This window comes from Paenarthrobacter nitroguajacolicus (assembly GCF_031455195.1).
Classification (GTDB): domain Bacteria; phylum Actinomycetota; class Actinomycetes; order Actinomycetales; family Micrococcaceae; genus Arthrobacter; species Arthrobacter nitroguajacolicus_D.
On record NZ_JAVDSH010000013.1, the window covers coordinates 105,420 to 132,307 of the forward strand.

Annotated in this window: 24 protein-coding genes; 13 read left to right on the forward strand and 11 right to left on the reverse strand. The window is 63.0% G+C overall.

The window, feature by feature from the left end:
- Positions 1–33: 33 nt before the first annotated feature.
- A complete protein-coding gene (locus J2Y68_RS21290) occupies positions 34–1,251 on the forward strand; it encodes an acyl-CoA dehydrogenase family protein (RefSeq protein ID WP_309996783.1) in 1,218 nt (405 codons plus the stop codon).
- 9 nt (positions 1,252–1,260) lie between these two features.
- Here the strand turns inward: J2Y68_RS21290 and J2Y68_RS21295 are convergent, their stop codons facing one another.
- From J2Y68_RS21295 to J2Y68_RS21310, 4 genes are all read right to left on the reverse strand, one after another.
- Entirely contained in the window at positions 1,261–2,838 is a 1,578-nt protein-coding gene (locus tag J2Y68_RS21295) for an APC family permease (RefSeq protein WP_309996786.1), read from the reverse strand.
- An 8-nt stretch (positions 2,839–2,846) separates the two neighbouring features.
- Positions 2,847–3,041 (reverse strand): hypothetical protein, encoded by a 195-nt coding sequence (locus J2Y68_RS21300; RefSeq protein WP_211713825.1) that lies wholly within the window; start codon positions 3,039–3,041, stop codon positions 2,847–2,849.
- Positions 3,042–3,221: 180 nt separating this feature from the next.
- Positions 3,222–4,862, reverse strand: a complete 1,641-nt coding sequence (locus tag J2Y68_RS21305) for a GMC family oxidoreductase (RefSeq protein WP_309996789.1) — start codon at positions 4,860–4,862, stop codon at positions 3,222–3,224.
- Complete coding sequence (locus tag J2Y68_RS21310) at positions 4,863–6,374, reverse strand: aldehyde dehydrogenase family protein (protein ID WP_309996792.1); 1,512 nt, start codon at positions 6,372–6,374, stop codon at positions 4,863–4,865.
- Positions 6,375–6,478: 104 nt separating this feature from the next.
- Between J2Y68_RS21310 and J2Y68_RS21315 the strand changes: the two genes are divergently transcribed.
- Positions 6,479–8,065 (forward strand): molybdopterin-dependent oxidoreductase, encoded by a 1,587-nt coding sequence (locus J2Y68_RS21315; protein WP_309996794.1) that lies wholly within the window; start codon positions 6,479–6,481, stop codon positions 8,063–8,065.
- 16 nt (positions 8,066–8,081) lie between these two features.
- Here J2Y68_RS21315 and J2Y68_RS21320 read toward each other — a convergent pair whose 3' ends face one another.
- The 7 genes from J2Y68_RS21320 to J2Y68_RS21350 all read right to left on the reverse strand — a co-directional run bounded on the left by J2Y68_RS21320 (position 8,082) and on the right by J2Y68_RS21350 (position 13,072).
- Complete coding sequence (locus tag J2Y68_RS21320; protein WP_309996796.1) at positions 8,082–8,360, reverse strand: winged helix-turn-helix transcriptional regulator; 279 nt, start codon at positions 8,358–8,360, stop codon at positions 8,082–8,084.
- Positions 8,357–8,761, reverse strand: a complete 405-nt coding sequence (locus J2Y68_RS21325; RefSeq protein WP_309996797.1) for a VOC family protein — start codon at positions 8,759–8,761, stop codon at positions 8,357–8,359. The genes J2Y68_RS21320 and J2Y68_RS21325 overlap by 4 nt, the downstream gene beginning before the upstream one ends.
- A 56-nt stretch (positions 8,762–8,817) precedes the next feature.
- Positions 8,818–9,423: a TetR/AcrR family transcriptional regulator gene (locus J2Y68_RS21330; RefSeq protein WP_309996798.1), complete on the reverse strand. Its 606-nt coding sequence runs from the start codon at positions 9,421–9,423 to the stop codon at positions 8,818–8,820.
- A 44-nt stretch (positions 9,424–9,467) separates the two neighbouring features.
- Positions 9,468–10,226, reverse strand: a complete 759-nt coding sequence (locus tag J2Y68_RS21335) for a MerR family transcriptional regulator (protein ID WP_309996799.1) — start codon at positions 10,224–10,226, stop codon at positions 9,468–9,470.
- 76 nt (positions 10,227–10,302) lie between these two features.
- Positions 10,303–10,953 carry a PadR family transcriptional regulator gene (locus J2Y68_RS21340; RefSeq protein WP_309996800.1) on the reverse strand — a complete coding sequence of 217 codons (651 nt, stop codon included), beginning with the start codon at positions 10,951–10,953 and terminating at the stop codon, positions 10,303–10,305.
- A gap of 218 nt (positions 10,954–11,171) precedes the next feature.
- Entirely contained in the window at positions 11,172–11,993 is an 822-nt protein-coding gene (gene nadE / locus J2Y68_RS21345) for an ammonia-dependent NAD(+) synthetase (RefSeq protein WP_309996801.1), read from the reverse strand.
- A 59-nt stretch (positions 11,994–12,052) separates the two neighbouring features.
- Entirely contained in the window at positions 12,053–13,072 is a 1,020-nt protein-coding gene (locus J2Y68_RS21350; RefSeq protein WP_257370084.1) for a LacI family DNA-binding transcriptional regulator, read from the reverse strand.
- Between the two features lie 200 nt (positions 13,073–13,272).
- Between J2Y68_RS21350 and J2Y68_RS21355 the strand changes: the two genes are divergently transcribed.
- From J2Y68_RS21355 to J2Y68_RS21405, 11 genes are all read left to right on the forward strand, one after another.
- Entirely contained in the window at positions 13,273–14,118 is an 846-nt protein-coding gene (locus J2Y68_RS21355) for a sugar phosphate isomerase/epimerase family protein (protein ID WP_309996803.1), read from the forward strand.
- Positions 14,119–14,151: 33 nt separating this feature from the next.
- A complete protein-coding gene (locus tag J2Y68_RS21360) occupies positions 14,152–15,159 on the forward strand; it encodes a Gfo/Idh/MocA family protein (protein WP_309996804.1) in 1,008 nt (335 codons plus the stop codon).
- A 246-nt stretch (positions 15,160–15,405) separates the two neighbouring features.
- Positions 15,406–16,944, forward strand: a complete 1,539-nt coding sequence (locus J2Y68_RS21365) for an ABC transporter substrate-binding protein (protein ID WP_235521369.1) — start codon at positions 15,406–15,408, stop codon at positions 16,942–16,944.
- A gap of 6 nt (positions 16,945–16,950) precedes the next feature.
- Positions 16,951–17,892 carry an ABC transporter permease gene (locus tag J2Y68_RS21370; RefSeq protein WP_235521368.1) on the forward strand — a complete coding sequence of 314 codons (942 nt, stop codon included), beginning with the start codon at positions 16,951–16,953 and terminating at the stop codon, positions 17,890–17,892.
- Positions 17,889–19,760: a dipeptide/oligopeptide/nickel ABC transporter permease/ATP-binding protein gene (locus tag J2Y68_RS21375; protein ID WP_309996811.1), complete on the forward strand. Its 1,872-nt coding sequence runs from the start codon at positions 17,889–17,891 to the stop codon at positions 19,758–19,760. The genes J2Y68_RS21370 and J2Y68_RS21375 overlap by 4 nt, the downstream gene beginning before the upstream one ends.
- Positions 19,757–20,644, forward strand: a complete 888-nt coding sequence (locus J2Y68_RS21380; RefSeq protein WP_309996814.1) for an ATP-binding cassette domain-containing protein — start codon at positions 19,757–19,759, stop codon at positions 20,642–20,644. The genes J2Y68_RS21375 and J2Y68_RS21380 overlap by 4 nt, the downstream gene beginning before the upstream one ends.
- Positions 20,645–20,732: 88 nt before the next feature.
- Positions 20,733–21,569: a sugar phosphate isomerase/epimerase family protein gene (locus J2Y68_RS21385; RefSeq protein WP_309996817.1), complete on the forward strand. Its 837-nt coding sequence runs from the start codon at positions 20,733–20,735 to the stop codon at positions 21,567–21,569.
- Between the two features lie 27 nt (positions 21,570–21,596).
- Entirely contained in the window at positions 21,597–22,763 is a 1,167-nt protein-coding gene (locus tag J2Y68_RS21390) for a Gfo/Idh/MocA family protein (protein ID WP_309996821.1), read from the forward strand.
- 78 nt (positions 22,764–22,841) lie between these two features.
- On the forward strand, positions 22,842–23,888 hold the full coding sequence (locus J2Y68_RS21395) for a LacI family DNA-binding transcriptional regulator (protein WP_309996824.1): 1,047 nt from the start codon (positions 22,842–22,844) through the stop codon (positions 23,886–23,888).
- 92 nt (positions 23,889–23,980) lie between these two features.
- Entirely contained in the window at positions 23,981–25,387 is a 1,407-nt protein-coding gene (gene uxaC, locus J2Y68_RS21400; RefSeq protein ID WP_309996827.1) for a glucuronate isomerase, read from the forward strand.
- The gene (locus J2Y68_RS21405; protein WP_309996830.1) at positions 25,384–26,754 is read left to right on the forward strand and encodes a mannitol dehydrogenase family protein; all 1,371 of its coding nucleotides are present in this window, start codon (positions 25,384–25,386) and stop codon (positions 26,752–26,754) included. Before uxaC ends, J2Y68_RS21405 begins: the two co-directional genes overlap by 4 nt.
- The last annotated feature ends 134 nt before the right edge of the window (positions 26,755–26,888 follow it).

Genomic DNA, 26,888 nt, shown 5'->3' on the forward strand with positions numbered 1-26,888 from the left:
AAGAGCCTGCACGGGACATGACGAAGGGGTCCAATGCTCGACGAAAAAGCTGCCGGCACCACTACAAGTGGCACGGCAACAGAACACGTCCTCCCTCCCTATCCGGAGGCGGACCTGATGCACGTCATCGATCTGTTGCCCGAAGGGGAGCGCGCACGGTACCTCGAGATCCGGGAGTTCCTGCAAACGCGCATCCGATCGGCCAGCATCGACTACTGGAACCGCGAGGAATTCCCGTTCGGGTTGCTCGCCGATATGGCCAAGTTCGGGCTCGGCGGGCTTCAGACTGACGGTTCCACCAAGCTGTTCAAGGGCCTCATGTACACCGAAATTGCCCGGGCTGACGTATCCCTCTCGGCTTTGGTGGGCATCCACAACGAACTCATCGTGGGCATGATCAACGAGCTCGGTTCTGACGAGCAGAAGCGCAAGTGGTTGCCAGGCCTCGAATCCTTTACCCAGCTGGGTGCTTTCGCGCTCACCGAACCGGACCACGGCTCCGACATCGCCGGAGGACTCTCGACGACGGCGCGGCGCGACGGCGGCGAATGGGTCATCAACGGTGCCAAGCGCTGGATCGGGGCAGCTACCATTGCAGACTTCGCCTTGGTCTGGGCCCGCGATGAGGGCGACGGGCACATCAAGGGTTTCATCGTGGAAACGGACCGGGCCGGCTTCACGGCCACCAAGATCTCCAACAAGATCGGCCTTCGCATCATGCAGAATGCGGACATCATGCTGGATGATGTCCGCATTCCTGAATCAAATCTCCTTCCCGGGGCCTCGGAATTCTCCCGGGCCAATGACCTCTTGCGTGATTCCCGGGCCTGGGTTGGCTGGCAGGCCGCGGGAATCCAGCTCGCCGCTTTCGACATTGCCCGTGCCTACGCGCTGGAGCGTCGGCAGTTCGGCAAGGAACTGGCCAAGTTTCAGTTGGTCCAACAGCAGCTCGCGGACATCCTCGGCAACGCCAACGCGTCGCTGTCCATGATGGTGGAACTGGCCCGGATCCAGCAGGCAGGCAAGCTCGAAATGGTCCAGGCTGCCATGTGCAAGGCCACCACCACCCGGCTGGCACGCTCCTCGGTGGCCATGGGCCGCTCATTGTTGGGTGGGAACGGGATCACCACGGATTACGAGATGGGCAAGCTCTTCGGAGACGCCGAGATCCTCTATACATATGAGGGCAGTTACGAGATCAACTCGCTCATTGTTGCCCGGGCAGTGACGGGAAAGTCGGCGTTCGTCTGAGGCTGCACGCTAGGAGTTTTGGGCTGCCACCAGGTCCGGGTCCGGGGAGGGGGCCGCGGCTGCGTGTTCAGCCAGGACTCCGGTCCGGTGCCTGATGCGGAGGCGGTAGAGCAGAGTTCCGCCGATGACGACTGCCCCAACGAACATGACGCCGCCCCATTGCAGGTACCACTCAAAGGGTGGCACTGAGTTGTAGATCTCCGGCCGCGGCCACACCAGGTTCAGTGTCATGGCCCCGCCCCAGAGCACGGCCAGGATGTTCACCGGCAGTCCCCATTTGCCCAGGCTGAATCCGGGTTCCGATCCGTCGTCCTTCAGTGGCCACTTCTTGAGGAACCGGCGCCGCAGCATCGGTACCGTGACCAGCAGGTAGGAGAGGTAGATCAGGACGATGCTGATGCTGGAAAGAATGGTGAAGATGGCTGGCTGGGAGATGTTGACGAGCAGGGGAACCACTGCCACCACACCAATAACAATGGCCGCCACTGTCGGAGTTTTCCGCGTGGGGTGCACCCTGCTGAGCTGACGGCTGAAGGGAAGGTTGTTATCCCTGGCCATGGCAAACATCATCCGGATGGCCGCAGCGTGGACGGCCAGCGTGCAGACCACGACGGCCACCACGATGCACGCCAGGAACGCCTTGCCGAAGGGTCCGCCGAGCACCGAAAGCACAATGTACTGCAGCCCGCCGTCGGCCGCTCCGAGCTTGGGATCGGAAAGATCGGGCGCGGCCAGCATTCCGCCCAGGAGGAGCAGTCCGCCCAGGAGGAAGGACGCCGTAACGGCACGCAGGATAGCCTTGGGAGCCGTCTTCTTGGGGTCCTTGGTTTCTTCACCCAAGGAGCTGGCAGTATCGAATCCGTACATGACGTAACCGGAAGCCATGGCGGCGATCAGGAACACGCCGAAGAAGCCCAAGGGGTGCTCCTCACCGAATCCGGCCGTGTCCAGGAGGACTTCCGGCCCCCGCACCGCGTGCCAGATGAGCGCCACGATGAGCAGGACGGCCGCAACCAGTTCCACGAACACACCCACGCTGTTGATCATGGTCATGAGTTTCACGCCGAAAGCGTTGATGAGTGTGGAGATGCCGATCATGATGCTGGCGAGGATGACCCCGTTCACCGCGAAGTCGTAAGGGCCGGTTCCGTCGCCCACCAGTTGGAAGCCGCTCCAGATCTGCGGCAAGGTGATTTGGAGGGCCAGGGCAACGGACCCCAGGGCCATGATCGAGGAGAGCAGCAGTAGCCACCCGGCCAGCCAGGCCCACGTTCCGCTGGAGAGCCTCTTGGCCCAGTTGTAGACCGATCCGGCCACGGGATAGCGTCCGGCCAGTTCGGCAAAGCACAAGGCGACCATCAACTGGCCGACAAAGACGATGGGCCACGACCAGGCGTAGGCGGGTCCCGCCGTCGAAAATCCGAAGTAGAACAGTTGGAAAACGCCGGTGAGGATGGAGATGTAGCTGACGCCGGCCGCGAAGCTGGCGAACTTACCGATGCTGCGGTCAAGGGTTTGGGCGTAGCCAAACTCGTCCATGCCGCTTGCGTCGCTCTTGCGGGGTCCTAATTTGCTGGGTTCTGACATTCGAACTCCTAACTCAGACATGCGCGAATGGTGCTGACCTGCGGCCGCCATTGGACGCAGTCGAAATCAAAAGACCGGGCACCGCTTTGTGCCTCCGGCTGTTTTTCCCCCAAGTTATTGCGTGGCTGGCTGGGGCAATCGAGGTATTCGAGGTCCAGGCCATGGCCGCCAAGCCGCAACCGTTCAGGTGTGGCGTGGGTCATAGAAGCAGGTTAGTTGAGTTTGAACATGCGTTCAAGACTTGCTAATGAACAAATGTTCAAGAATAATGCGTGGGCCCTTTCGGCCCCCAACGCCTGTGTGGATGCGCGTGAGGGCGCGGAAAACCGCGGTGGGAGTTCGGACACCCTCCACCGTGGTTTTTGCCCGGCTGTCACCCCTGTTTAGGCAAGTGACAGGCTGAAGTCCGCCTCCGTCGTCGTGGTTTCCTCCGTCCTGCCGGCCCGGATGAGGTCAGCGCATCGCTCGCCAATCATCATGACCGTGATGTTGGGGTTCACGGTGACGTGTTCGGGCATGACGGAGGCGTCGGCCACCCGCAGTCCGGTGACGCCCTTGACGCGGAGTTCGGGATCCAGTGGTGACATATCGTCGCCCACAGGTCCCATGCGGACCGTGCCCACAGGGTGATAAACGGTGTTGTGCGTCTTGCGGATGTAATCCTGCAGTTCCTCGTCGGTCTGTGCCTCGATACCGGGGGAGAGCTCCCGCCCGGTCCATTCGGCCATGGCCGGTTGGGCAGCTATTTCCCGGGCCTTGCGGATGCCGGCCACCATGACGCGCATGTCGTGGCCCTCGGGGTCGGTGAAATAGCGGGGGTCAACCATGGGCTTGTCGCGGAAGTCCCGGCTCCGCAGCCGAACCGTCCCGCGCGAACGTGCATGGGTGACATTGGGAGTCAGGCTGAAGCCGTTCTCCGTGGTGGGGTAGCCGTACCGCAGAGTGTTCATATCGAAGGGCACCGAGCCGTAGTGCATCATCAGGTCCGGGCGGTCCAGGCCCTCTTGGGTGGGAGTGAAGATGCCGATCTCCCACCACTGCGTGGAGGTCTCCACCATGGGCTGCTTGGCCTCGAACTGTACGACGCCTTCGGGGTGGTCCTGGAGGTGTTCGCCCACGCCGGGGGAATCCACAATCACCTCGATGCCGTGCGAGAGCAGATGCTCAGCCGGGCCTATGCCGGAGAGCATGAGGAGCTTGGGGGAGTCGATGGCGCCGGTGGACAGGATGACCTCGCGATGCGCGTTCAGCCTGTGCGTCCGGCCGAACGCCGAGTCGACGACGTCGACGCCGGTGCAGCGCTTGTCGGCGTCGAAAACCAGCTGGCGGGCCCGCAGGCCGGTCAGCAGCGTGAAGTTGGCGCGATCGATGATCGGGTGGATGTAGGAGACCGAGCTGGAGGAACGTGTCCCGTCCGAGCGGCGGTTGATCTGGAAGAAATTGGCACCGTTGACCACGGTGGTGCCGTCATTGAACTTTGCGCGGGGAATACCGGTCTGCTCGCAGGCATCGAGGAGCGCGACGCCAGCGGGGTCCGCCGGGGGCACGTTCATGAGGTGCACCGGTCCCGAGTCACCGTGGTGGGGAGCGTCCGGTCCGGCGTCCTCGTTGGTTTCCAGCCGCTGGTACAAGGGCCAGGCTGCGGCAGCGTTCCAGCCGGTGGCACCGTACTTCGACTCCCACTCGTCCAGGTCCTCGCGGGGAGCCCAGAAAGCGATGCAGGAGTTATGGCTGGAGCAGCCACCCATGACCTTGGCGCGGGCGTGGCGCATGAAGGAGTTGCCGTTTTCCTGGGGTTCCACCGGGTAGTCCCAGTCGTACCCTGACTCCAGCAGTTCCATCCAGCGGTCAAGCTGCAGGATCTCCGGGAGGCCGCGGTCATCCGGGCCGGCTTCCACCAACGCCACGGTGACGGCGGGGTCTTCGCTTAGCCTGGCGGCGACGGCAGCTCCGGCAGATCCGCCGCCAATGACGACGTAGTCGAAACCGCGCTCACTGAGGTTCCCGATGTTGTCGATGTGCATCTAGTTCTCCTTGCCGTGGTCAGCAAACCAGCCGGTCACCTGCGGGCTGGTGTTCTGGTAGATGTGCTTGGCTTCCTGGTATTCGGCGAGCCCCGTGGGACCCAGCTCGCGGCCCACGCCGGACTGGCCGAAGCCGCCCCATTCGGCCTGCGGAAGGTAGGGGTGGTAGTCGTTGATCCACACCGTGCCGTGACGCAAACGGCCCGCTACCCGCTGGGCCTTGCCGGCATCCTGGGTCCAGACGGCACCGGCCAACCCGTAGATGGTGTCGTTGGCAGTGGCTACCGCTTCGTCTTCTGTACGGAAGGTCTCCACCGTCACTACCGGGCCGAAGGCTTCGTCGACCACTACCGACATTCCCCGTTGGACGCGGTCCAGGATGGTGGGCTGGTAGTAGAACCCGGCGTCGAACTTCTCACCTTCAGGTGCCGCGCCGCCGCACCGCAACCGCGCGCCTTCTGCCACGCCGCGCTGGACGTAGGCGTCCACCTTCTCGCGGTGTGCCGCGGAAATCAGGGGCCCGGTTTCGGCGGATTCGTCGAAGGGACCACCGAGGCGGATGTTGTTGGCCTTGCGGACCAGTTCGTCGACGAATCGCTCGGCGATGGATTCCTCCACCACCAGGCGCGCTCCGGCGGAGCAAACCTGTCCTGAGTGGACGAAGGCACCGTTGAGTGCATTGTCGACGGCGGCGTCGAAGTCAGCGTCCGCAAACACGACGTTGGGGTTCTTGCCGCCGAGCTCCAGCGCCACCTTTTTCACGGTGCCGGCTGCGGCTGCTGCGATGCGCTTGCCGGTTTCCAGGCCGCCCGTGAAGGAAACCAGGTCAATGTCGGGGTGTTCTGTCAGTGGCACGCCCGCTTTCGCGCCGGGGCCGGTCACCAGGTTGGCGACGCCGTCCGGCAGGCCGAGGTCCTTCAGCAGCTGCATGGCAAGGATTGCGGTGGATGGGGTCAGCTCGGCGGGCTTCAGGACGAAGGTGCATCCAGCCGCCAGTGCGGGCGCGATCTTCCAGGCGGCCTGCAGCAGCGGGTAGTTCCACGGCGTGATCAAGCCGCAAACACCAACGGGTTCGTACACAATCCGGCTGACGACGTCGGGATTTCCGGCGTCCACTACACGGCCCGGCTGCTGGCCGGCGAGCCTTCCAAAGTATTCAAAGCAGGCGGCGATGTCATCCATGTCGATGCGGCTCTCGATGATCCGCTTGCCGGTGTCCAGCGATTCGGCACGGGCGAACTTCTCCCGGCGCTCGCGAAGTTCAGCGGCGACCTTGAGCAGGAACGCGCCCCTGTCGGGAGCGGGGACCGAGGACCAAACGCCGGAATCGAACGCTGCGCGGGCTGCGGAAATGGCGCGCTCGGCATCCTCGCGTCCAGCTTCGGACACGGTGGCGACCAGTTCGCCGTCGGCCGGGTTGCGGATTTCGCGGACCGCGCCGGATGCTGCCGGCTGCCATGAGCCATTGATGAAAAGAGTGGAGGCGGAATCGGAAAATGTGGCTTGGGTCATACGAAGCAGGTTAGTGCACTTTGAACATCTGTTCAAGGAAAATTATGAACAGATGTTCAAAGTGACTCACCCATCCTTGCTCCCTGCCGCTACGAACCATTGACATGAAAAAGCTCGGAGACCGCACCAGAGGTACCCAAACCATGGCAGCGCTGGCAGGCGTGGTGTCGGCCGCCGTCGTGCTGGCAGTCGCCGAGTTGATCGGCGCGTTTTTCACCGCCAGGGCAACACCGTTGTTCGCCCTGGGTTCCACGTTCATCGACTTCACGCCGCCGCCGCTGAAAGACTTTGCCATTGCCACGTTCGGCACCAACGACAAGGCTGCGCTGTTCGTGGGCATGGGCGTCACCATCGCTTTGCTGGCTTGCGTTTTGGGCATAGTGGCTTACCGGAAATGGGCGCTGGGCGCCTTGGGCGTGCTCTTCATGGGCGCAGTGATCGTGGCTTGCGTCCTGACCCGTGCCGGTGTGGGCCCCGTCGACGCCATCCCTTCGGTCATCGGAACCATTGCCGGCCTCATCGTCCTTCGCCGCCTGATGGTGCCGTTGTGGGGATTGAAATCCTGGCCCGAGGCTCCCGCCGATGTAGCAGCCGACGCCGACGCCCAGGTTGGCGGCGCCGGCGCCAGCCGCCGTCGTTTCTTTGCCGCCGCCGGGGTCACCGCTGTGGCCGCTGGAATAGCGGCGACCGGTGGACGGCTGCTGAGCGCAGCGCGCAACAACGTGGCCCAAGCCCGGGATGCCCTCCGGCTGCCGACACCGGCCAGGGCCGCCGCCCCAGTGCCGGTGGGCGTCCAGTCGCCGGTCTCGGGAGTCTCTTCTTGGCTGACACCGAACAACGAGTTCTACCGCATCGACACGGCTTTGAGCGTCCCGGAAATCAACGTCAAGGATTGGGAACTGCGGGTGCACGGCATGGTTGAGCAGGAGGTCACCCTCACGTTCCAGGACCTGCTCGACGCGGAACTGATCGAATCGCACGTCACCCTCACCTGCGTATCCAACCCTGTGGGCGGAAAGCTGGCCGGCAACGCCAAGTGGCTGGGCCTCCCCATCCGTGAAGTCCTGAAAAGGGCCAAGCCCAAGGAGGGGGCGGACATGGTGCTCTCGCGATCCATTGACGGCTTCAGCGCTTCCACCCCGCTGGAGGTACTGCAGGATGACCGCGATGCCATGCTGGCAATCGGAATGAATGGGGAGCCGCTCCCGGTGGAACACGGATACCCCGTGAGGATGGTGGTTCCGGGGCTGTACGGTTTCGTCTCCGCTACCAAATGGGTGGTGGAGTTGGAAGTTACCCGTTTCGCGGACAGCAAGGCCTACTGGACTGAACGTGGCTGGTCAGAGCGTGGGCCCATCAAGACCATGGCACGTGTGGACGTACCGAAGTCCTTCGCGAAGTTCCCGCCAGGGAAGGTCGCCGTGGGCGGCACCGCATGGGCCCAGACACGGGGCATCACCAAGGTTGAAGTCCAGATCGACGACGGCGAGTGGGTCGAGGCAACCCTGTCCACCGAGGCTTCCACTATTACGTGGCGCCAGTGGTCCTACGAATGGGACGCCACTCCAGGTATTCACTACGTCAAGGCCAGGGCCACTGACGGCACCGGCGAAGTCCAGACGGAGAAGCGAGCCGACCCGGTGCCCGACGGAGCCTCGGGGTGGCCGTCGGTGATGGTGACGGTTGAGTGAGCGCGCCACACCCCGGCTACTGCTCGTCGCCCCAGCGTGCAAGCGCGGCTATCGCCTCTCTCAAGGCAAGCCCGCGATCGGTCAGCGCATAGGCTCGGGTGTTGTGCCGGAGGGGCAAACGGGACAGTACGCCCGCGGTCTCGAGTTCGCGCAAGCGGGTGGCGAGCATGTTGGTCGGCACTCCGAGGTCGCGCTGCAGATCGCCGTAACGCTGTGGCCCGTCGAGCAGCCGCTCCACGATGAGCAGGGCCCACCGCGATCCGACAATGTCGAGGGCCGCGGCGAGGTTGCTCACGCGGTCGGATCGGCGTCCGGCTTCATCCAAAACGGCGAGTAGTGATAACCGTCGGGGTCGTCGAACTGGCGCTGGTACATGAAGGGGTAGTCGTCGGTGTCACCGATCCGCCCGCCGGCGGCGCCGGCACGTTCGGTGAGCTCGTCCACTGCCTCGCGGCTGCCAAGGTCGAACGAGACCGTGACTTTTGAGGGGGTGTCGGGTCCGCCTACCAACTCCTCGGCGCCGCCGACGCTTGCGTACATCTCGCGGCTACCGAGCATGACGTACTGCTCGGGCGCGATTTCGAAGCATGACACGTTGTGATCGGACATCTTGGTGTTCAGGGTCCAGCCGAGGGCTGTATAGAAGGTAGTCGCGCGTTCGACGTTCTCGACCGGGCAGGTTATGAAGAGGCTCATGCGGTCCATACTTGCAAAATGCAAGTAAGGCGTCAACCCCCTGCCGGGTGCCACCGTTATCCGAGGTTGTCGTGTTGCGTTGGCGCGAATGCGATCTCTTCCGTGCGCGCAATTCCCCTCTCGATGGCTGCTTTGTCTATACCAAGCAACGTGGTGAGCCACATACCGTTTTGCACGACGACAACATCGGCTGCCCGATCCTTGCATTCATCCGGGGAGAGCCCGGGAACGGCGTTGCCGATCAGGGCCGCGAGCCCTTGAAGGTATCTGTCAAAGGCCGCGGCGTTGATCTGCGCAAAGTCCTCATTTGCTTGGGCGAGGGCCCACAGGTGGAGGCGAAGTGACAGATATGGCGTCGTCAGGAGTTCGGGGTCGGCGACCCGTCGAAGCGACTCCCGGAGTTGCTCGTCCGGGGTTGACGTGGGTGCCGGCGCTACCAGCAGGAGATCGTGCTCTTCAATCTGGTGGAGCACCGCGCTGATCAGGCTCGATTTGTCTTCGTAGTAGTAGTTCACAAGTCCCAGGGCGACACCGGCTTCACGTGCCACAGCACGCATGTTGATGCCCGAAATGCCGTGGCGGGACAGTAGTTCCAGGGCCGCTTCGAGGATGCGCGTCTGCCTGTCAGCCTGTTCGCCGGATTTAACGGTGCTTGTACCCATTCGGCCAGACTATTGCCAAACCGGCATCGGCGCATCCCGGTCGCCTAGAGGTTCTTCTCCGCGTAGAACCGCAGTGCATCCCGGACGAATGACGCTCCTGTCTCCCCGCCATAATTAGCGGCAAAACGCGGATCCGCGACATACATTTCGCCGAGTCCCGTGACGTAACCTTTGACGTCTCCGCCGGGTACCGCCGTCGGGGTTCCCGGTATGCCGCGCAGCCACTCAAAGTGACGTCGGGCGAGGTCCTGCGCCCCAGCGCTCTCAGGCGAAACCCCGGATTCGGCTGCAGCAATCCAGTCGGCACCCAGCTTCTGCAGACGATCTTTCCACTGCTGCTTCTCGTCGGTGCTCATGCCTCGCCACCACGAATCACTGGCGGCGTAGGCGTCCTTACCCCAACGCTCCTCCACCTCGTCCTTGTATTGCGTGTGGTCGAAGCCATCAAACATGTCCTGTGCCATGTACTTTCCATCCCCTTTCAATGTGTCGATGGTTTGCCGGACGGAGGCGACCTGCCGTGACAGCCGGTCCTGCTCGCTGGCGAGCCATTCCAGATGGCCGCTCAACGCTTTGACGGTGTCCGTCTCGCGATTGAGCACTTCGGCGATAGCCGGCAGGCCGAGACCCAGCTCCCGTAGCAGGAGGATGCGCTGGAGTTGAACCAGGGCCGGACCGTCATAGTAGCGATAGCCGTTATGGCCGGTCCGGCTTGGTTTCAGCAGCCCGATGTCGTCGTAGTGACGCAACGTGCGGCTGGTGGTGCCTGCGATCTTTGCGATTTCCTGGATTGACCAGTCCATCAGTCCTCCGTCCTAGCCTTGTTCTTCGACAGTAGAGGTTGACGCTACGTCAAGGTCAAGGGGACTGTGGCGATCACTAGTCAGCCAGGATCAGGTAGAGCGCCCTGCGGGTTTCGTCCAGCTTTTCGATTGCAGCCTGGCGCTGTTCGTCGGTGGCCGCTGCCCGGAACTGGTGGATGACGCCCATGAGCTTTCCGACGCTTTGGTGGAATGCGGCCCCGGTTCCATCGGCCTCGGTGTTCCAGGCGTTGGCGAGTTCTTCCTCATGCTCGGCGATGTAGGCCTTGCCGTCGTCAGTAAGCGTGAATTCGGTGCGCCGGCCTTCGCCGACGGCGACGATCAGTTCCTCATCGACCAGCTGCTGCAGCGTAGGGTAGACCGAACCCGGGCTGGGGCGCCAGGCTCCGGATGTTTTCTCGGCGATGGTCTTGATGAGGCCATAGCCGTTTGACGGAGCCTCCGCCAAAAGCGAGAGGATCGCGGCGCGGACGTCGCCGCGGTTTGCTCGACGGGAGCCGCCAGGCCCAAAGCCCCTTGGTCCGAAACCGGGACCAAAGCCAGGGCCGAAACCGCCGGGGCCGAACCCTGGACCAAATCCGCCGCCACCGTGTCCGCCCGGTCCGCGGCGCCCCTTGCCTCGATTGAAGCGACCCCGGCCATGCTCGTGTTCAGGGTGTCCGTGGCCGTGTTCCGGGAAGTTGTTGTCGTGTTCGTTGATGCCTTTCATAGCAGCATCGTCCTTTCGGTTGTTGGTACGCCGAAGGAGTATCGGTGATAGTTAACGATATATCGGTAACTATCGTGACGTCAAGGGTTTGTGAGTGAGCGTTCGGGGGAAGGGGGTGGGATGTGAGAGAGCGTCTTAAAGTACGACGGCGGATGCGGACTTCCGTACGGAAGCCGGCACCCGCCGTCGTAGGTTGAGCAGTTGTGGTTAGTGGGTAGCTATTTCCACCACGTATCGAAGATCGTCACCGGAACCGTGCGCTTGTGGCGTGTCCGGAGGTACTTCTGCTCGATCAGCTCAGCGGCGCCCTCGGGGATGTCGCGGCCCTCGAGGTAATCGTCGATCTGGTCGTAGGTGATGCCGAGCTCATCCTCGTCGGTGCGGCCGGGCTTGTCGTCCAGGAGATCGGCGGTGGGCACCTTTTCCCAGACGCGGGACGGAGCACCGAGTTCTGCGAGGAGTGCGCGGTTCTGTCGTTTGTTCAGGCCGAACAGCGGCAGGATGTCCGCGCCGCCGTCGCCGAATTTTGTGAAGAAGCCGGTGACGGACTCTGCGCCGTGGTCCGTGCCGATCACCAGGTAGTTATGCTCGCCGGCCAACGCATACTGGGCGATCATGCGGGCGCGGGCCTTGGTGTTTCCCTTGTGGAAGTCGGAGATGGGCGCACCGGTGGTCTTTTCGAACTCTTCCTCGAAGCCATCCACGGCCTGGGAGATGTTGTAGGTCCATTCGGTCTTGGCCTTGATGAAGTCCAAAGCTGCCTGGGCGTCGTCTTCATCATGCTGGATGCCGTAGGGGAGACGGACCGCAACGAAGTTCGCGTCCACGCCGTCGGCTTCCAGTTCCTCCACGGCCAATTGGGCCAGGCGGCCGGCAAGCGAAGAGTCGATGCCCCCTGAGATACCTAAAACGAACCCTTTGGTGCCGGTAGCTTTCAGGTAGTCCTTCAGGAAGGCGACCCGCTTGCGGATCTCCTCCGCAGGATCGATCCGGGGCTGGACGCCCATTTCCTCAATGATCTTGGCCTGGAGTTCGCGCATGTGTTCCACACTAGTCAGCCCGGTCACAAAGGCTCAACCATATTGCGTCGTGATTCGGCCTATACGGAGGGTGCCGCACCTGTTGAGCCGCGGACTGTGAGATGTGTAGGCATGATGGAGCGGCTGCGGTTTCCGCCGCCGGCCAGCGGGTTCAACTGGGCCAGGAGCATGGAAACTGCCACCCGTCCGGCCTGTTCGATGGGCGAGCTCATGGTGGTTAGAGGTGGATTGCAGAAGTCCGCGCCGAAGATGTCATCGCATCCCACGATGCTCATATCCTCCGGCACCCGCAGTCCCCGTTCCCGGAGTCTCTGCAGCATGCCAATGGCAATGAGGTCGTTGAATACGATGCACGCCGTGACGCCGCTGTGTACGGCGGCGTCGGCGGCGGCGGCACCGGACTGGGTTTTGGGGGCGAACGGACCGAGGCTGCGGACCTCGACGCCGCGGCTTTCCGCGGCCGCGGACAGGGCACCCCAGCGTCGGGCACTGGACTGCGATACAGCCGGCCCGCCTACGTAGGCAACGGACGTGTGCCCCAGTGAAATCAGATGGTCCAGGGCCTGAGGCATGGCCGAGGGGGTGTCGATAAGGACTGCCGGGACGCCGTCGACGTCGCGGTTGACGGTGACCATGGGCATCCGCGCGGCAGCATCGGCGAGGGCTTCGTCGTTGAGTCGGGACGCTGCAACGATCACGCCGTCAGCGCTCTTGCGCAGCTGCTCCAGCGTGCTTGCCTCGACTTCGTCAGATTCTTCGGTGTCCACCAGCAGCTGCGTGTACCCGGCTGCCTTGAGTTGGAGCTGCGTTCCCCGGATGAGGTCGAAGTAGAACGGGTTGGTGATGTCCGGTACAAGGACCCCCACGGCTCCGGTCCGGCCTGAGCTCAGCGCTTTAGCTTGGGAGTTGGGGGTGTAATTGAGTTCGGCGGCGGCTGCCTGGATGCGCTCACGGGTGCGGATGTTGACGCGGTCCGGATTGGCGAGGGCCCTGGAAACGGTTGATGCCGCGACGCCGCATAGGGCGGCAATGTCATGGATGGTTGCAGGCCTGCCTGCAGCCACGGGCTGCGTCGCCATGGGCGTTCCTCTCTGAACGTCAGATCATGCGGCTGTGACAAGTGCCACACCGTTGATCAAGAGTGCCACAACTTGGCAGAGAATGGCAATCGGTTGTCAAGGCCGTGCCAAGGTGGCTAAACTCGTGGGGAACATGACTTGCCTGTGAACTGCGTCACCGGGCCCCGCCGGAGCTGCCACAGGACTACTTAGGAGATTTCGTGACTCAACCCCATGCCGTGTGGAACCTGTCCGGTTTCGGCGACGAAGTAGATCCCGATCCCACAATCCAGGCCGCCGTGCTGCTGGCCCTCGGTGCCAGCCACATCGAGGTTCGTAGCGCGTGGGGCACCAACGTCTCCGAACTTGCGCCGGCCGACGTCGAACGGCTTAAGGCCATCCTCGATGAAAAGGGCCTCAAAGTCTCCGCCGTCGCCAGTCCGATCGGCAAGGTGGATGTCACCCTGCCGGTGGAACACGAGGTGGCCCGGCTCCGTCAGATCATTTCGGTCGCCCAAGCGCTGGAGACCAAGTACATTCGGATTTTCTCCTTCTATCGCGCTGAGGGCCAGAGCCAGGAAGACATTCGCGATGCAGTCATGGAGCGGATGTCTGCACTGGCAGGGGTAGCAGCGGCGGCCGGCGTCGTCCTTCTTCACGAGAATGAAAAGGGCATCTTCGGTGATACGCCGGACCGCGTCCTGGACATCATGGAAACGGTCAACTCGCCGGCGCTTCGGGTTGCCTGGGACAACGCGAACTTTGTCCAGGTGGGAGTCAAGCCGTACACCGAGGGCTACGCCATGCTGCGCCCGTACCTTGAATACCTCCAGGTCAAGGATGCGATCGCTACCACCGGTGAAGTGGTTCCGTCCGGTGAGGGCGACGGGGAACTGGATGCAACCATTGCCGCGCTCGCAGCTGACGGGTACGCGGGCTTCGCTTCGCTGGAACCGCACCTTGCCAGTGCCCACGAGCTGGGCGGCTACTCCGGCCCGGTCGCCTTTGGCGTCGCGGCCCGCGCCTTCGCTGGACTCGCAGCAAAGAACGGCGTCACCCTCGCCTGACCCACTCAAGCAGCATCCTTCGAAGGAGCAGGAATGACTACAGCGGCAATCATTGGTTGCGGTGACATCTCAACCGTCCACTTTGCAGCGATCGCCACAATGGACGACGTCCAACTCGTGGCGGTGTGCGACACCGACCCGGCGCGGCTGAAGGCGGCGGCAGCCGCCCACGACGTACCCGGGTACGCGGCCTACCTGGAGATGCTCAACGAGGTGCGGCCCGACGTCGTGCATATCTGTACGCCGCACCATCTTCACGCTTCAGTGGCCGCCGACTGCCTTGAGCGCGGCGTCAATGTGATCGTCGAGAAGCCGCTCGCGCACACGCTGGCGGAGGGCAAGCGGCTAATCGAGGTGGCCGAGCGCAGTCCGGCGAAAATCGCCGTTTGCTTCCAGAACCGCTACAACGCGACGTCGCAGGCTATGCGTAAAATGCTCGACGACGGCGGGCTGGGTCAAGTGATCGGCGCGTCCGCCACCGTCATGTGGCACCGGAACGGTGACTATTACCGGAGCCGGCCGTGGCGTGGAACCTGGGCCGGGGGTGGGGGTGGCCTGATGATGAACCAGGCGATCCATACCGTGGACCTGCTGCAGTGGTTGGTGGGCGATGTTGCCAAGGTGGAGGGTCGTGCATCGACCCGGTCGTTGAGTGGTGTCATCGAGGTGGAGGACACTGCCGAATTCGTGGCGGAGCACGTTGGCGGGGCCCGGAGCGTCTTCTACGCGACGCTGGCCAACGCGGTTAACGCTCCGGTGACGCTGGACATCGTGACGGAGAAGGCGACGCTCAGCCTGCGCGGCGACCTGACCATTACTTACGCCGACGGGACCGTGGAGGTTGTTCGTGAGCGGGTGGCAGAATCAGGCGGCCGCGCCTACTGGGGTGTCTCGCATGAGCTACTCATTACCGATTTCTATGCACGCCTTGGAGAGCCTGGACCCTTCTGGATCAACCCGGCTGAGGCCGGAAAATCACTGGCGATCATTAAGGACATCTACGCGCAAAGCTACCCGGACATGCCCGGGCGTGTGGCCTGAGATCCAGTGCAACCGTTTGGCGATTGGGGCCGGAAACCGTTGGGGGTTCCGGCCATTTTCGTGCCCACCTCCGCGATCTTGTCTCACTTTCATCAGCGGCTTGGCAACAAGTTAAGAAACTTTTGACAATCGGTTGCCAAGCCCCCAATAAGTCCGTACTGTAAATCCCACACCCGGAAATATGTGGTGCAGACCACACCCAAATGCTCTGACTCGCATCAGGCAAGAACATAGTAGGAGCCGACAATGAAGTTAGGTCCCAAGGCGGCAGCAGCCGCCATCGTACTCAGTGCCTCCCTGGCGCTCACCGCATGCGGTGGCGGCGGCGCGGCCGGAGCTGGTTCGAACGCCGGCGGCGGAAAAACCATCACGGCGCTGACGCTGGGCACCCTCCGAGACCTCACTTCGTGGGATCCGGCCCAGGCCCACGTCGGCCACGCACTTCAGCCGTACCAGGCTGCCTACGACTCCCTGATCCTGCGTGAACCGGACGGCAAGCTCAGCCCCATGCTGGCAACCGCGTGGAAGTACAACGACACCAACACCAAGCTCACAGTGGACCTCCGCACGGATGTCACCTTCAGCGACGGCGCCAAGTTCGACGCCACCGCGGCCAAAGCCAACCTGGATCACTTCAAGAAGGCCAACGGCCCGCAGATGGCACAGTTGAGCTCAGTCTCCGACGTTGCCGTGGTGGACGCCGACACGATCGACATCAACCTCAGCGCTCCCGAGCCGGCACTGGAATTCTTCCTCAGCCAGGCGGCCGGTCTCATGGGAAGCCCCGCCGCGCTGGGTACCGACGCCATCAAGACCGTGCCCGTGGGTTCCGGCCCCTACGTCATGGACAAGGCAGCTTCTGTGAAGGATTCCCAGACTGTCTTCACCGCCCGGGAAGGCTACTGGAACAAGGACCTCCAGAAATACAAGAAGCTCACCCTCAAGGTCCTCCTGGATCCCACAGCCCGCACCAACGCGCTGGTGTCCGGCCAGATCGACGCCACGCTGCTGGACCCGAAGAACGGCAAGCAGGCTGAGGGCGCCAAGATGAAGCTCGAAGCCAACCAGGTTGACTGGGCAGGCTTGCTTCTCCTGGACCGCGATGGCACCAAGAACCCGGCCCTGGGCAACGTGAAGGTCCGCCAGGCCATCAACTACGCTTTCGACCGCAAAACCATCCTCGACCAGGTCATGCTGGGCCAAGGTACCCCCACGTCCCAGCCCTTTGGCAAGGATAGCGGCGCCTGGACCGAGGAACTGGAGAACTACTACACCTACGATCCCGCCAAGGCCAAGGAGCTCCTGAAGGAATCCGGCTTTGAGGGCAAGGTCAGCATCGATGTTCCCACCCTGCCCGGCGCCGAAACCTTGATCTCCGTGCTCAAGCAGCAGCTGGCGGATGTCGGAATCACCCTGAACCCCGGCGCCGCCATTACCAACACGTTCACCGCAGATGTCGCAGCGCAGAAGTACAACGCGATGTACTTCAACCTCTTCCAGGGCGAGCCCACGGTAGCGATCGACCAGATCGTCTCCACCAAGGCCCTCTACAACCCGTTCAAGACCACCAGCCCCGAGCTCGAGGCCAAGATCCAGGCTGTGCGCACCGGTGGGGCAGATGCCGGCAAGCTGGCGCAGGAAGTCAACAAGTACGTGGTTGAACAGGCATGGTTCGCTCCTCTGTTCCGCGTGAACCAGATGTACTACCACAACGACAAAGTGAACGTCACGCCGCAGGCCCAGCAAGCCGTTCCCTCCATCTACAACTACTCGCCTGCCAAGTAGGACCCCATGATCAAGTTCATTGCGAAAAGGCTGGGAAGCGGTCTGGTGGTGCTGTTCGTCGTCTCGGCGCTCACCTTCACGCTGCTCTACATCTCCAGCGGAAGCATCGCCCAGAACATCCTTGGCGACCAAGCCACCCCGGAACAAGTTGCCCTGAAGGAACAGGAACTGGGGCTCGACCAGCCGCTTGTGACCCGTTACTTCGCCTGGTTGGGTGATGCCCTGACAGGAAACCTTGGAGCCTCGTGGTTCACGTCCGAGCCTGTGGCCAACTCACTGGCCACCCGGATCCCCGTGACCATGACCATGGTCTTCACCGCAATGATCCTGATCGCCCTTTGCGCAGCGCTTATCGGCGTTGCCGCAGCCGTGAAGCGCGGCTGGGTGGACAGGGTGGTCCAGATCGGCGCAATCGTTGGCGACTCCATCCCGGGGTATGTCATCGGCGTCTTCCTGGTGACCATCCTGGCCATCCAGCTGGGCCTCTTCCCGGCAACCAGCACCATCTCTCCGGAAGTGGGACCCGAAGCGTGGGTGGTGTCCATGACGCTTCCCGTCATTGCCTTGCTCATCAACGGGGTCACCGGCGGAGCGCAGCAAATCCGCAGCGCCGTGATCAAGCAGCTCGAACGTGACTACGTCCGGACCCTGCGCAGCCGCGGTATCGGCGAGCGGGAAATCCTCTTCAAGCACGTGCTGCGCAGCGCTGCTCCGGCAGGCCTGACGGTGTTGAGCCTGCAGTTGATCGGCATGCTGGGCGGCGTGGTGATCATCGAACAGATCTTCGCCCTCCCCGGAATGGGCCCCCTCGCGGTAGCAGCGACCGGCCAGTCCGACCTTCCCGTCGTCATGGGGGTGGTGATGTACACCGTGGTAGTGGTCATCGTCGTCAATCTCCTGGTGGACATCCTCAATGGTTGGCTCAACCCGAAAGTACGTGTCTCATGAGCGACTCCATAGATTCATCAGCAGTAACCGCGGACGCCGCAGGCCTTGCGGCGAAGCCGGGAACCGGCCAGAGCGGCACAGTGGTCCGCTCCACCGTGATGCGCCGCCTGATCAGGAACCCGCTGGGTATAGCCTCGCTGGTCATCCTGGGGACCATCGCCATCCTGGCCATCTTCGCTCCGGTCCTTGCGCCGTTCGAGGAGAACTTCGCCAACATCTCCAAGACCCTTGCCCCTGCAGACTCCGTAAACATCCTGGGCACGGACAGCGCCGGCCGTGACACCTGGAGCCGCCTGCTCTTCGGTGCCCAACTCACTCTGCTGTCCGCGCTGCTTTGTGCCGGCGTCGCTATCGCCATCGGCCTGCCGGCCGGCCTGATCGCCGGCTACTACGCCGGAAAGTTCGAGGCCGTCTCCAACTGGGTGGTCAGCATTCTCATGAGCCTGCCCGGCCTGATTGTCCTGCTCACCATTCGTGCTGCCTTCGGGCCCTCGGTATGGATTTCGATGATCGCTTTCGGTGTCCTGATCAGTCCGTCGTACTTCCGCTTGACCCGTACCGCGGTCCAGTCGGTCCGCAACGAGCTCTACGTCGACGCAGCCAGGGTCTCCGGGCTCTCGGACCTGAGCATCATCGCCCGGCACATCTTCTCCGTGGTCCGCGCCCCCATCATCATCCAGACCGCGGCGATCGCCGGTGTGGCCATCGCCATCCAGTCCGGCCTTGAGTTCCTTGGCCTGGGCGATCCCACCAAGGCCACGTGGGGCGTCATGCTCTCCGAAGGCTTCAAGAACGTCTACCTCACTCCCACCTTGCTGCTCTGGCCGGCCCTGGCCATGGCACTGACCATCGGTGGACTCGTCCTCTTAGGCAACGCCATCCGTGACGCCCTGGAAGACGGCGAAAAGATCAAGCACCGCAAGAAGCGGTCGGTTGCAACAGCTGAAGGCACGACGGCGGAACCCGCCAAGGCACGCCCGTCACGGAAGTCCGTGGCCGCCGTCGAGCTTGGAACCGAGCACCACCTGATCAAGGTGACAAACCTCGGCGTCGGCTATCCGCAGGCGGACGGTTCGGTCAAGAAGGTTGTGGACGATGTCTCGTTCCACGTGGACCGTGGCGAGATCCTGGGCATCGTTGGCGAGTCGGGTTCGGGCAAGTCCCAAACCGCGTTCTCCATCCTTGGCCTGCTGCCGGACAACGCCCGGATTGTGGGTGGCTCCATCCAGTTCGACGGCAACTACACGGTGGCTCCCGGCGATGACCGCGTCAACCAGGAGCGGCTGTCCAAGCTGCGCGGCAAGCGGATCTCCTATATTCCGCAGGAACCCATGAGCAACCTGGATCCCGCTTTCACCATCGGCTATCAACTGGTCACCCCGATGGTGCGCGTCCTTGGGATCACCAAAGCCGAGGCCCGGACCCGGGCACTCAAGCTGCTCACCGACGTCGGAATCGCCAACCCGGAACGCACCTTCGATGCCTACCCGCACGAGGTCTCCGGCGGTATGGCACAGCGTGTGCTCATCGCCGGCGCCATCAGCTGCGAACCGGACCTGGTGATAGCGGACGAACCGACCACCGCGCTGGACGTCACTGTCCAGGCGGATGTGTTGGACCTCCTTCGCGAGCTGCAGCAGCGGCTCAACATCGGCGTCATCCTGGTGACCCACAACTTCGGTGTAGTCGCCGACCTCTGCGACCGCGTGGCCGTGATGCAGAACGGCAGGTTGGTGGAAGAAGGCACAGTCCGGGACATTCTCCGCAACCCGAAAGAGCAGTACACGCAGACACTCCTGGGATCCATGCTTGAAGGAAAGACCCCCATGACCATGCTTGTCACCCCACAGAAGGAGCCGGTGGCATGAGTACCTCTGTTGAAGCACCGAAAAATGCGCCACTGTTGTCAGTGGAAAACCTGGTGGTCGAGTACCCAAGCAAGCGATTCCGGGCCAAGCCATTCCGCGCCCTGACCGACATCAACATCACTATTGGCCAAGGAGAGACCCTGGGGCTGGTGGGGGAGTCAGGTTCCGGGAAGACCACCCTTGGCCGCGCTGTCCTGGGCCTTGCACCGGTGACCGCCGGTAAGGTCGTCTTCGAAGGCAACGACATCAGCAATGCTTCGCGCAAGGAGCGCCGAACCCTCAGCCGCGACCTGCAGGTGGTCTTCCAGGACCCCTACACCTCGCTGAACCCGGCGCTGGAAATCGGCGACATCCTCGCCGAACCGCTGGCCGTGCAGGGCATGGAGCCGGCGGCAGCCAAGAAGCGGGTCAGGGAGCTGCTGGACCAGGTGGGGTTGCCATCGGACGCGATCCACCGTCTCCCCCGTGAATTCAGCGGCGGTCAGCGGCAGCGCGTCGCGATTGCCCGGGCGTTGGCGCTCTCTCCCAAGCTGATCGTGTGCGACGAACCCGTCAGCGCACTGGACCTTTCCACCCAGGCCCGTGTCCTTGACCTGTTCCTGCAGATCCAGAGGGACACCGGCGTTTCCTACCTGTTTGTGTCCCACGACCTCGACGTCGTACGGCACATCAGCCACCGGGTTGCCGTCATGTACCACGGCGAAATCGTGGAGCAGGGCCCGGCGGAGGTTGTCACCCGGGATCCCGAACACCCCTATACGCAGCGGCTCCTGCTCGCCTCACCCGTGCCCGACCCCGACCGGCAGGAACAACGCCGGGCAGACAGGCACCGGCTGCTGGCCAACCAACAACGTCAAAACGAACAGGCAGGTGCCGTGGCCTGAGGGCAACGACAGCCAGCGGATACCAAAGGGTCCTCGCGGGCCCACAACACCACGGAGGAACACAGTGGCAAAAATAGGCGTACAGGCGATGATGTTGAAGGATAGCTTCGCCGAAGTCGGAGCTTTCGAAACCCTGCGGAAAGTCAACGCAATCGGATACAACGCAGTGGAGATCTCCCAGATCCCCATGACCCCGGAAAACGTTGAAGAACTCGGCCGCTCACGCTCGGAGCTGGGCATGGACATCGCCGCGCTCTCGGTCAACGTGGAAGGCCGCAAGGGAATGCCGGTGGAATCCCTGGCAGAGAATTTCGACAAGATTGTGGACGATGCGAAGCGGCTGGACACCTCGCTGCTGCGTATCGGTATGTTGCCGTTCCCGGCCATGAAGTCCCTGGACGCCGTGGTGGAGTTCGCCAAGCAGGCCAACGGGTACGCCGAGCGGTTGCAGGAACACGGGATCGGTCTTTACTACCACAACCACCACATCGAGTTCGCGAAGTTTGACGGTAAATACATGCTGGACATCATCGCGGACAACTCCCCGGCGATGGGGATGGAAATCGATGTCCACTGGGTCCAACGGGGAGGCCTGGATCCGGTCCGCACACTGGAAAAGTACGCGGGCAACACGGCCATGGTGCACCTTAAGGACTACCGGATCGGACAAATGCCGGAGGCCGCGTTCGGGCTCCTGGAGAAGGGCGACTTCCCGGCCTTCATGGCCGAGTTCAAGAATGTTGTCCAGTTCGCCGAAGTGGGCGAGGGCAACCTGGACTTCCCATCGATCGTGCCCGCCGCTGTGGCTGCAGGCGCCCAGTACCTGCTCGTGGAACAGGACGAGCTGTACGGCCGCACCGTTTGGGACGCGCTCCAAACCTCGTACGACAACCTGGTGGCCATGGGCCACGGCGACCTTTTCTAGACCTTTCCAACACAGGAGAAAACACTCATGAGCAAGAAAGTACGCCTTGGCATTATCGGCCTGGGCCAGCAGGGTGGCGCGTACGCCAGGTTCATCAAAGACGGACTCGTACCGAACATGGAGATCGGTGCCATCTGCGACGTTGACCCTGCCAAGAAGGAACTCGCCGAGTCCCAGTACCCGGAGGTTCCGTTCTACGACGACTACATCGCGATGCTGGACAGTGGTTCCGTAGACGCTATCGTCACCTGCGTGCCGCATTTCCTGCACCCCGAGATGGGCATTGAAACCCTCAAGCGCAACGTTCACGCCCTTGTCGAGAAGCCCGCCGGCGTTCACACCAAGCAGGTCAAGGAACTGAATGAGTTCGCTGCTTCCAAACCAGAGCTGTCCTTCGGGATCATGTTCAACCAGCGCAACAACCCCCTCTACAAGAAGCTCAAGGAAATCGTCGACAACGGCGAGATCGGCAGCATTCGCCGCACCAACTGGATCATCACCAACTGGTGGCGTCCGCAGGGTTACTACAACTCCAGCGAATGGCGCGCCACGTGGGGCGGCGAAGGCGGCGGCGTCCTGGTCAACCAGGCCCCGCACCAGCTGGACCTGTGGCAGTGGATCTGCGGGGTCCCCAAGTCCGTGTATTCCAAGGTGGCGTTCGGCTTCCGGCGGGACATCGCCGTCGAGGATGAAGTTACCGCGGTAGTGGATTATGGCGACGGCGCCACTGGCGTTTTCGTCACGGCGACCCACGACATTGTGGGAACCGACAGGTTCGAAATCCTTGGCGACCAAGGCAAGATCGTCGTGGAGGACAGCAAGGTTGCCACTGTCACCCGCCTGGTCAAACCTGAACGTGAGATCAGCGACTCCATGGGCATGGACGACGTTCGGAAGCTCTTCATGGGCCAGTTGAACCGCGAAGAGTTGTACAGCACTGAAGTGATTGAGTTTGAGTCGGTATGGGGCGGTCAACACGCAGGTGTTTTGGAGAACTTCGCTGCCAACATCCTCGACGGCACGCCTTTGCTTGCCCCGGGTTCCGACGGCATCAACGGTGTCCGCCTGGCCAACGCCATCCACCTCTCCAGCTGGACCGGAAAGGAAGTCGCCCTGGACTTCGACGAGGACGAGTTCCTGCAGGAGCTGAACAAGCGCATCGCTGAAGAAGGCAAGTTCCCCGAGCGTTCCTAGCCCATTCGAAGCGGGCCGGTTGTCAACATTCTTCTGGCAACCGGCCTGTTTTGTTGCCACGCGGTCTACGATGGAGCGGTGACCGACGTGACGAGCCCCGGAGCAGCAACCGCCCCCACCAAGCGTGGCCGAGGGGAAAAGTCCTCGGCCACCATCTATGACATCGCAAAGCTCGCAGGGGTGAACCCATCCACGGTGTCGCGCGCCTTGAGTAAGCCGGGCAGGGTCAGCGCGAAGACACAGAAAATCATCGAGGACGCGGCTGAGCAATTGAACTACCAGGTGAACCCGTTCGCCCGCGCGTTGCCGACGGGGCGCACCCAGACCATCGGGCTGATTGTCGCGGACATCACCAACCCCACCTTCTTTGACATCATCCGTGGCGCGGAAACCACCGGATCAGCCCGCGATTACACGCTGGTCCTGGCTGAATCCGCAGAGTCACCGGAGACCGAAGTTACCGCTGCCCGACGCCTCCTGAGCACGGTAGACGGCCTCATCCTGGCGAGTCCACGCATGGACGACGACCATATCCGCGCCTTGTCAGCGGACAAGCCGGTGGTGGTCATCAACCGCGAAATCGAAGGCGTGCCGTGCGTGGTTCCGGACGTCAACAAGGGCATCAGCGAGGCCGTCCGGAGCCTTGCAGCCAATGGCCACCAGAAGCTCGCGTATGTCGCCGGGCCGGCGCAATCGTGGATGACGGGCCGCCGTTGGGAAGGTGTCAAAGCCGCTGCGGAATGGTCCAAGCTCAGCGCCGCGCGCCTTGAATCGTCCAAGCCAACGGTCGACGGCGGCAGGCAGGTTGCGCGCGAAGTCCTGGAAAGCGGGGCGACGGCGGTCATCACCTACAACGATCTCCTTGCCATCGGTTTGATGCAGGAGCTGCAGGCCGGAGGCATGCGTGTTCCCGACCAGATCAGCATTGTTGGCTTCGATGACATCTTTGGCGCGGACTTCACCACCCCTGCACTGACCACGGTGCGTTCACCTTTGGGGGAGTGCGGCACCCGCGCCGTGACTATCCTGCTGGACGTCCTCCAAGGTCACGATGCTCCAGAAGAGGCAGTGAGCGTGGAAACCGAACTCGTGGTGCGCGGCTCCAGCGGCAGGCTGCTCACCTAGGCAACCCCGCTCAGGAAGTACCTCGTAGCAACTAGTTGGCAATTTTTGGCAACCGGTTGACAAGGATGGCAAGCGGGTCGCAAGATTGACCTATGTCACAGTCCATTGCCGCACACCCTGACAGGCTCCTGCCCGCAGATCCCGGGACCCGCAGCATTGCGCGCTCCTTGCTGGAGCGCGTTCAGGACCTGCCCATCATCTCCCCGCACGGCCACGTTGACGCCGCTGTCATCGAGCAGAACACGCCGTTCCCCGATCCCGCCGCACTGCTGGTCAGCCCCGACCATTACGTCACCCGCCTGATCCACGCCAATGGTGTTCCGATGGGCCAGTTGCTGACTGGCACTGCCTCCGCACCGGAATCACGCGAAATCTGGCGGCAGTTCGTAGAGGCCTGGCCGCTCTTTGATGGCACCGCCTCCGGCTATTGGCTGCGCACCCAGTTCGACGACGTATTCAAGCTCGGAGCCGACCTCAGCGACATGACAGCCGATGCGAGCTACGACGCGATCGCGGCAAAGCTGGTGGAGCCGGACTTCCGTCCGCGGCAGCTCTTCAAGGACTTCAACATTGAGGTCCTGGCCACCACGGACGATCCCTTGGATAACCTGGCGAGCCACCGGGCCCTCACCGAGGACCCCAGTTTCAACGGCCGCGTCCTGCCCACTTTCCGCCCGGATGCCTATCTCAACGTGGCCCACCCCAGCTGGAGCGCCAACGTTGACGCGTTGATCGAAACCGCCGGTGAGGGCGCAAGCGGCTACGCCGGCTACATCGCAGCCCTGGAAAACCGCCGTCGTTATTTCGTGGAGCATGGCGCGGTGTCCGCGGACCACGGCGTCCGCACTCCTGCCACGCTCAAACTGGACGCAGCTGAGGCCGGGGCGCTCTTCGAGAAGGCGCGTGCCGGTCAGGCCACGGCACAGGACCGGGATGCGTTCGAGGCGCACATGATGTACCAGATGGCCCGGATGTCCGTGCAGGACGGGCTGGTCATGACCATCCACCCGGGTTCCTACCGAAACCACCACGGGCCCACCTTCAGTGAATTCGGGGCCGACACCGGCCATGACATTCCGTTCGCGGTGAACTACACCGAGGCCATCCGTCCGCTGCTGCAGGACTTCGGCACGGCCAAGGACTTCCACCTGGTGCTCTTCACGCTGGACGAGACCGTTTTTTCCCGCGAACTGGCGCCGCTGGCCGGTTTCTACCCCTCCGTGTACATCGGGGCGCCGTGGTGGTTCCTTGACGCACCGGACGCCATGCTGCGGTTCCGCTCAGCAGTCACGGAAACCGCCGGATTCTCGCGGTCATCAGGCTTCATCGATGACACCCGCGCGTTTTGCTCCATCCCTGCCCGGCACGACGCTTCCCGCAGGATTGAAGCATCGTTCCTGGCACGCCTTGTCGCCGAGCACCGCGTGACGGAAGACCGCGCGCACGAGCTGATCCTCGACGTCGTCGATTCCTCGCCGCGCAGGGTGTTCAAGCTGTGACCGCCGGTAACCTGCCCCGCCTTAACCGGGGCGTTTCGCCTGCCGACAAAGCACCCGTTCGCATAGTGCACCTCGGTCTGGGTGCGTTCCACCGCTCCCACCAGGCCTGGTACACGCAGCACGCCGGCGATTCGGGGGAGTGGGGCATCGCTTCCTTCACCGGTCGGCGCCCGGATGCCGCTGAAGTCCTCGCCGCGCAGGAAGGGTTGTTCACCCTTGTTGAACGCGCAGATTCCGGTGATGCCTTTGAGGTTGTTGGCAGCATCGTAGAAGCCGCCGATGGCGCCAACATGGACCGCCTTGTGGAACTGCTCGCCGCGCCGCGGACTGCGGTGGTCACGCTGACCATCACTGAAGCAGCCTACGGGCTCGGTGACGACGACGTTCCGCTGCTGCTTGCCGGTGAAAAGCCCACGACGCCGTTGGGCCGCTTGGTCCTTGGCCTCGCCGCACGCAGGGACGCCGACGCCGGACCGCTCGCCGTGGTCTCTTGCGACAACCTCTCCGACAACGGCAACGTCGCCCGGAATGGGGTGCTGGGCATCGCCGGGGCCTTCGACGCCGGACTTGCCGCCTGGATTGAGGAAAACGCCAGTTTCGTCAGCACCTCCGTGGACCGGATTACGCCGCGCACCACCGAGGCGGACCTCGACGCCGTAGCGGCCTCGTGCGGGTACCGGGACGAAGCCCCTGTGGTCACCGAGCCGTTCCATAATTGGGTTCTCAGCGGTGACTTTCCCGCTGGCCGACCGCGGTGGGAGGACGCTGGCGCGGTCTTCGTGGATGACATCGAACCGTACGAGAACCGCAAGCTGTGGCTCCTGAACGGCGCGCATTCGATCCTGGCGTATGCCGGGCAGTTGCGGGGTCACACGACAGTGGCCGAGGCGTTGAACGACTCAGTGTGCCGCAAGGCGGTGGAGGAGTTCTGGGACGAGGCGTCCCGCCACCTTCCCGGTGATGAGCTGGGGGTACCCGGCTACCGGGCCGCGTTGCTGGAGCGCTTTGGTAACTCGCGGATCGCGCACCATTTGGCGCAGATCGCCATGGACGCAACCACTAAGCTGCGGATGCGCGCGATTCCTGTGCTGCGCGCGGAGAGAACTGCAGGGCGGGAAGGGGCTGCGGCTGCGAGGATGATTGCCGTCTGGGCGGCGTTCGTGGCAACCAGCCCCGGTTTGCAGGACCCGCAGTCCGAGTCCGTGGCTGACGCGAACCAGCTCTCCGGTGAAGCCCGGACTTCCGCGTTGTTGGCGCTGCTGGACCCGGAACTTGCCGGTGATCCCGCCGTCGTTGAGCTTGTCCATAGGCTCAGCATTGCCTTTGCTCCCGCCTCCAACGCCGGGGTCTCGGAGACGGCGGCCTAAGCTCTGGCTACACATGACGAAGCGGCTCAGCCCTGGTATTTCACGGGGTCTGGGCCGCTGTTGTTTTACCCTCTGCAAGCGTTAGCCGGCTGCCAGCACGCGCATCGTGGGGCTTGGCGAGCGGGTCCGGTGTC

Coding starts and splice junctions, on each gene's coding strand:
- J2Y68_RS21315 (WP_309996794.1), top strand. CDS start 6,479: ATGAAAAAGCTCGGAGACCGCACCAGAGGTACCCAAACCATGGCAGCG.
- J2Y68_RS21385 (WP_309996817.1), top strand. CDS start 20,733: ATGATGTTGAAGGATAGCTTCGCCGAAGTCGGAGCTTTCGAAACCCTG.
- uxaC (WP_309996827.1), top strand. CDS start 23,981: ATGTCACAGTCCATTGCCGCACACCCTGACAGGCTCCTGCCCGCAGAT.
- J2Y68_RS21365 (WP_235521369.1), top strand. CDS start 15,406: ATGAAGTTAGGTCCCAAGGCGGCAGCAGCCGCCATCGTACTCAGTGCC.
- J2Y68_RS21330 (WP_309996798.1), bottom strand. CDS start 9,423: ATGGGTACAAGCACCGTTAAATCCGGCGAACAGGCTGACAGGCAGACG.
- J2Y68_RS21340 (WP_309996800.1), bottom strand. CDS start 10,953: ATGAAAGGCATCAACGAACACGACAACAACTTCCCGGAACACGGCCAC.
- J2Y68_RS21310 (WP_309996792.1), bottom strand. CDS start 6,374: ATGACCCAAGCCACATTTTCCGATTCCGCCTCCACTCTTTTCATCAAT.
- J2Y68_RS21325 (WP_309996797.1), bottom strand. CDS start 8,761: ATGAGCCTCTTCATAACCTGCCCGGTCGAGAACGTCGAACGCGCGACT.
- J2Y68_RS21380 (WP_309996814.1), top strand. CDS start 19,757: ATGAGTACCTCTGTTGAAGCACCGAAAAATGCGCCACTGTTGTCAGTG.
- nadE (WP_309996801.1), bottom strand. CDS start 11,993: ATGCGCGAACTCCAGGCCAAGATCATTGAGGAAATGGGCGTCCAGCCC.
- J2Y68_RS21390 (WP_309996821.1), top strand. CDS start 21,597: ATGAGCAAGAAAGTACGCCTTGGCATTATCGGCCTGGGCCAGCAGGGT.
- J2Y68_RS21350 (WP_257370084.1), bottom strand. CDS start 13,072: ATGGCGACGCAGCCCGTGGCTGCAGGCAGGCCTGCAACCATCCATGAC.
- J2Y68_RS21290 (WP_309996783.1), top strand. CDS start 34: ATGCTCGACGAAAAAGCTGCCGGCACCACTACAAGTGGCACGGCAACA.
- J2Y68_RS21305 (WP_309996789.1), bottom strand. CDS start 4,862: ATGCACATCGACAACATCGGGAACCTCAGTGAGCGCGGTTTCGACTAC.
- J2Y68_RS21370 (WP_235521368.1), top strand. CDS start 16,951: ATGATCAAGTTCATTGCGAAAAGGCTGGGAAGCGGTCTGGTGGTGCTG.
- J2Y68_RS21295 (WP_309996786.1), bottom strand. CDS start 2,838: ATGTCAGAACCCAGCAAATTAGGACCCCGCAAGAGCGACGCAAGCGGC.
- J2Y68_RS21335 (WP_309996799.1), bottom strand. CDS start 10,226: ATGGACTGGTCAATCCAGGAAATCGCAAAGATCGCAGGCACCACCAGC.
- J2Y68_RS21375 (WP_309996811.1), top strand. CDS start 17,889: ATGAGCGACTCCATAGATTCATCAGCAGTAACCGCGGACGCCGCAGGC.
- J2Y68_RS21360 (WP_309996804.1), top strand. CDS start 14,152: ATGACTACAGCGGCAATCATTGGTTGCGGTGACATCTCAACCGTCCAC.
- J2Y68_RS21300 (WP_211713825.1), bottom strand. CDS start 3,041: ATGACCCACGCCACACCTGAACGGTTGCGGCTTGGCGGCCATGGCCTG.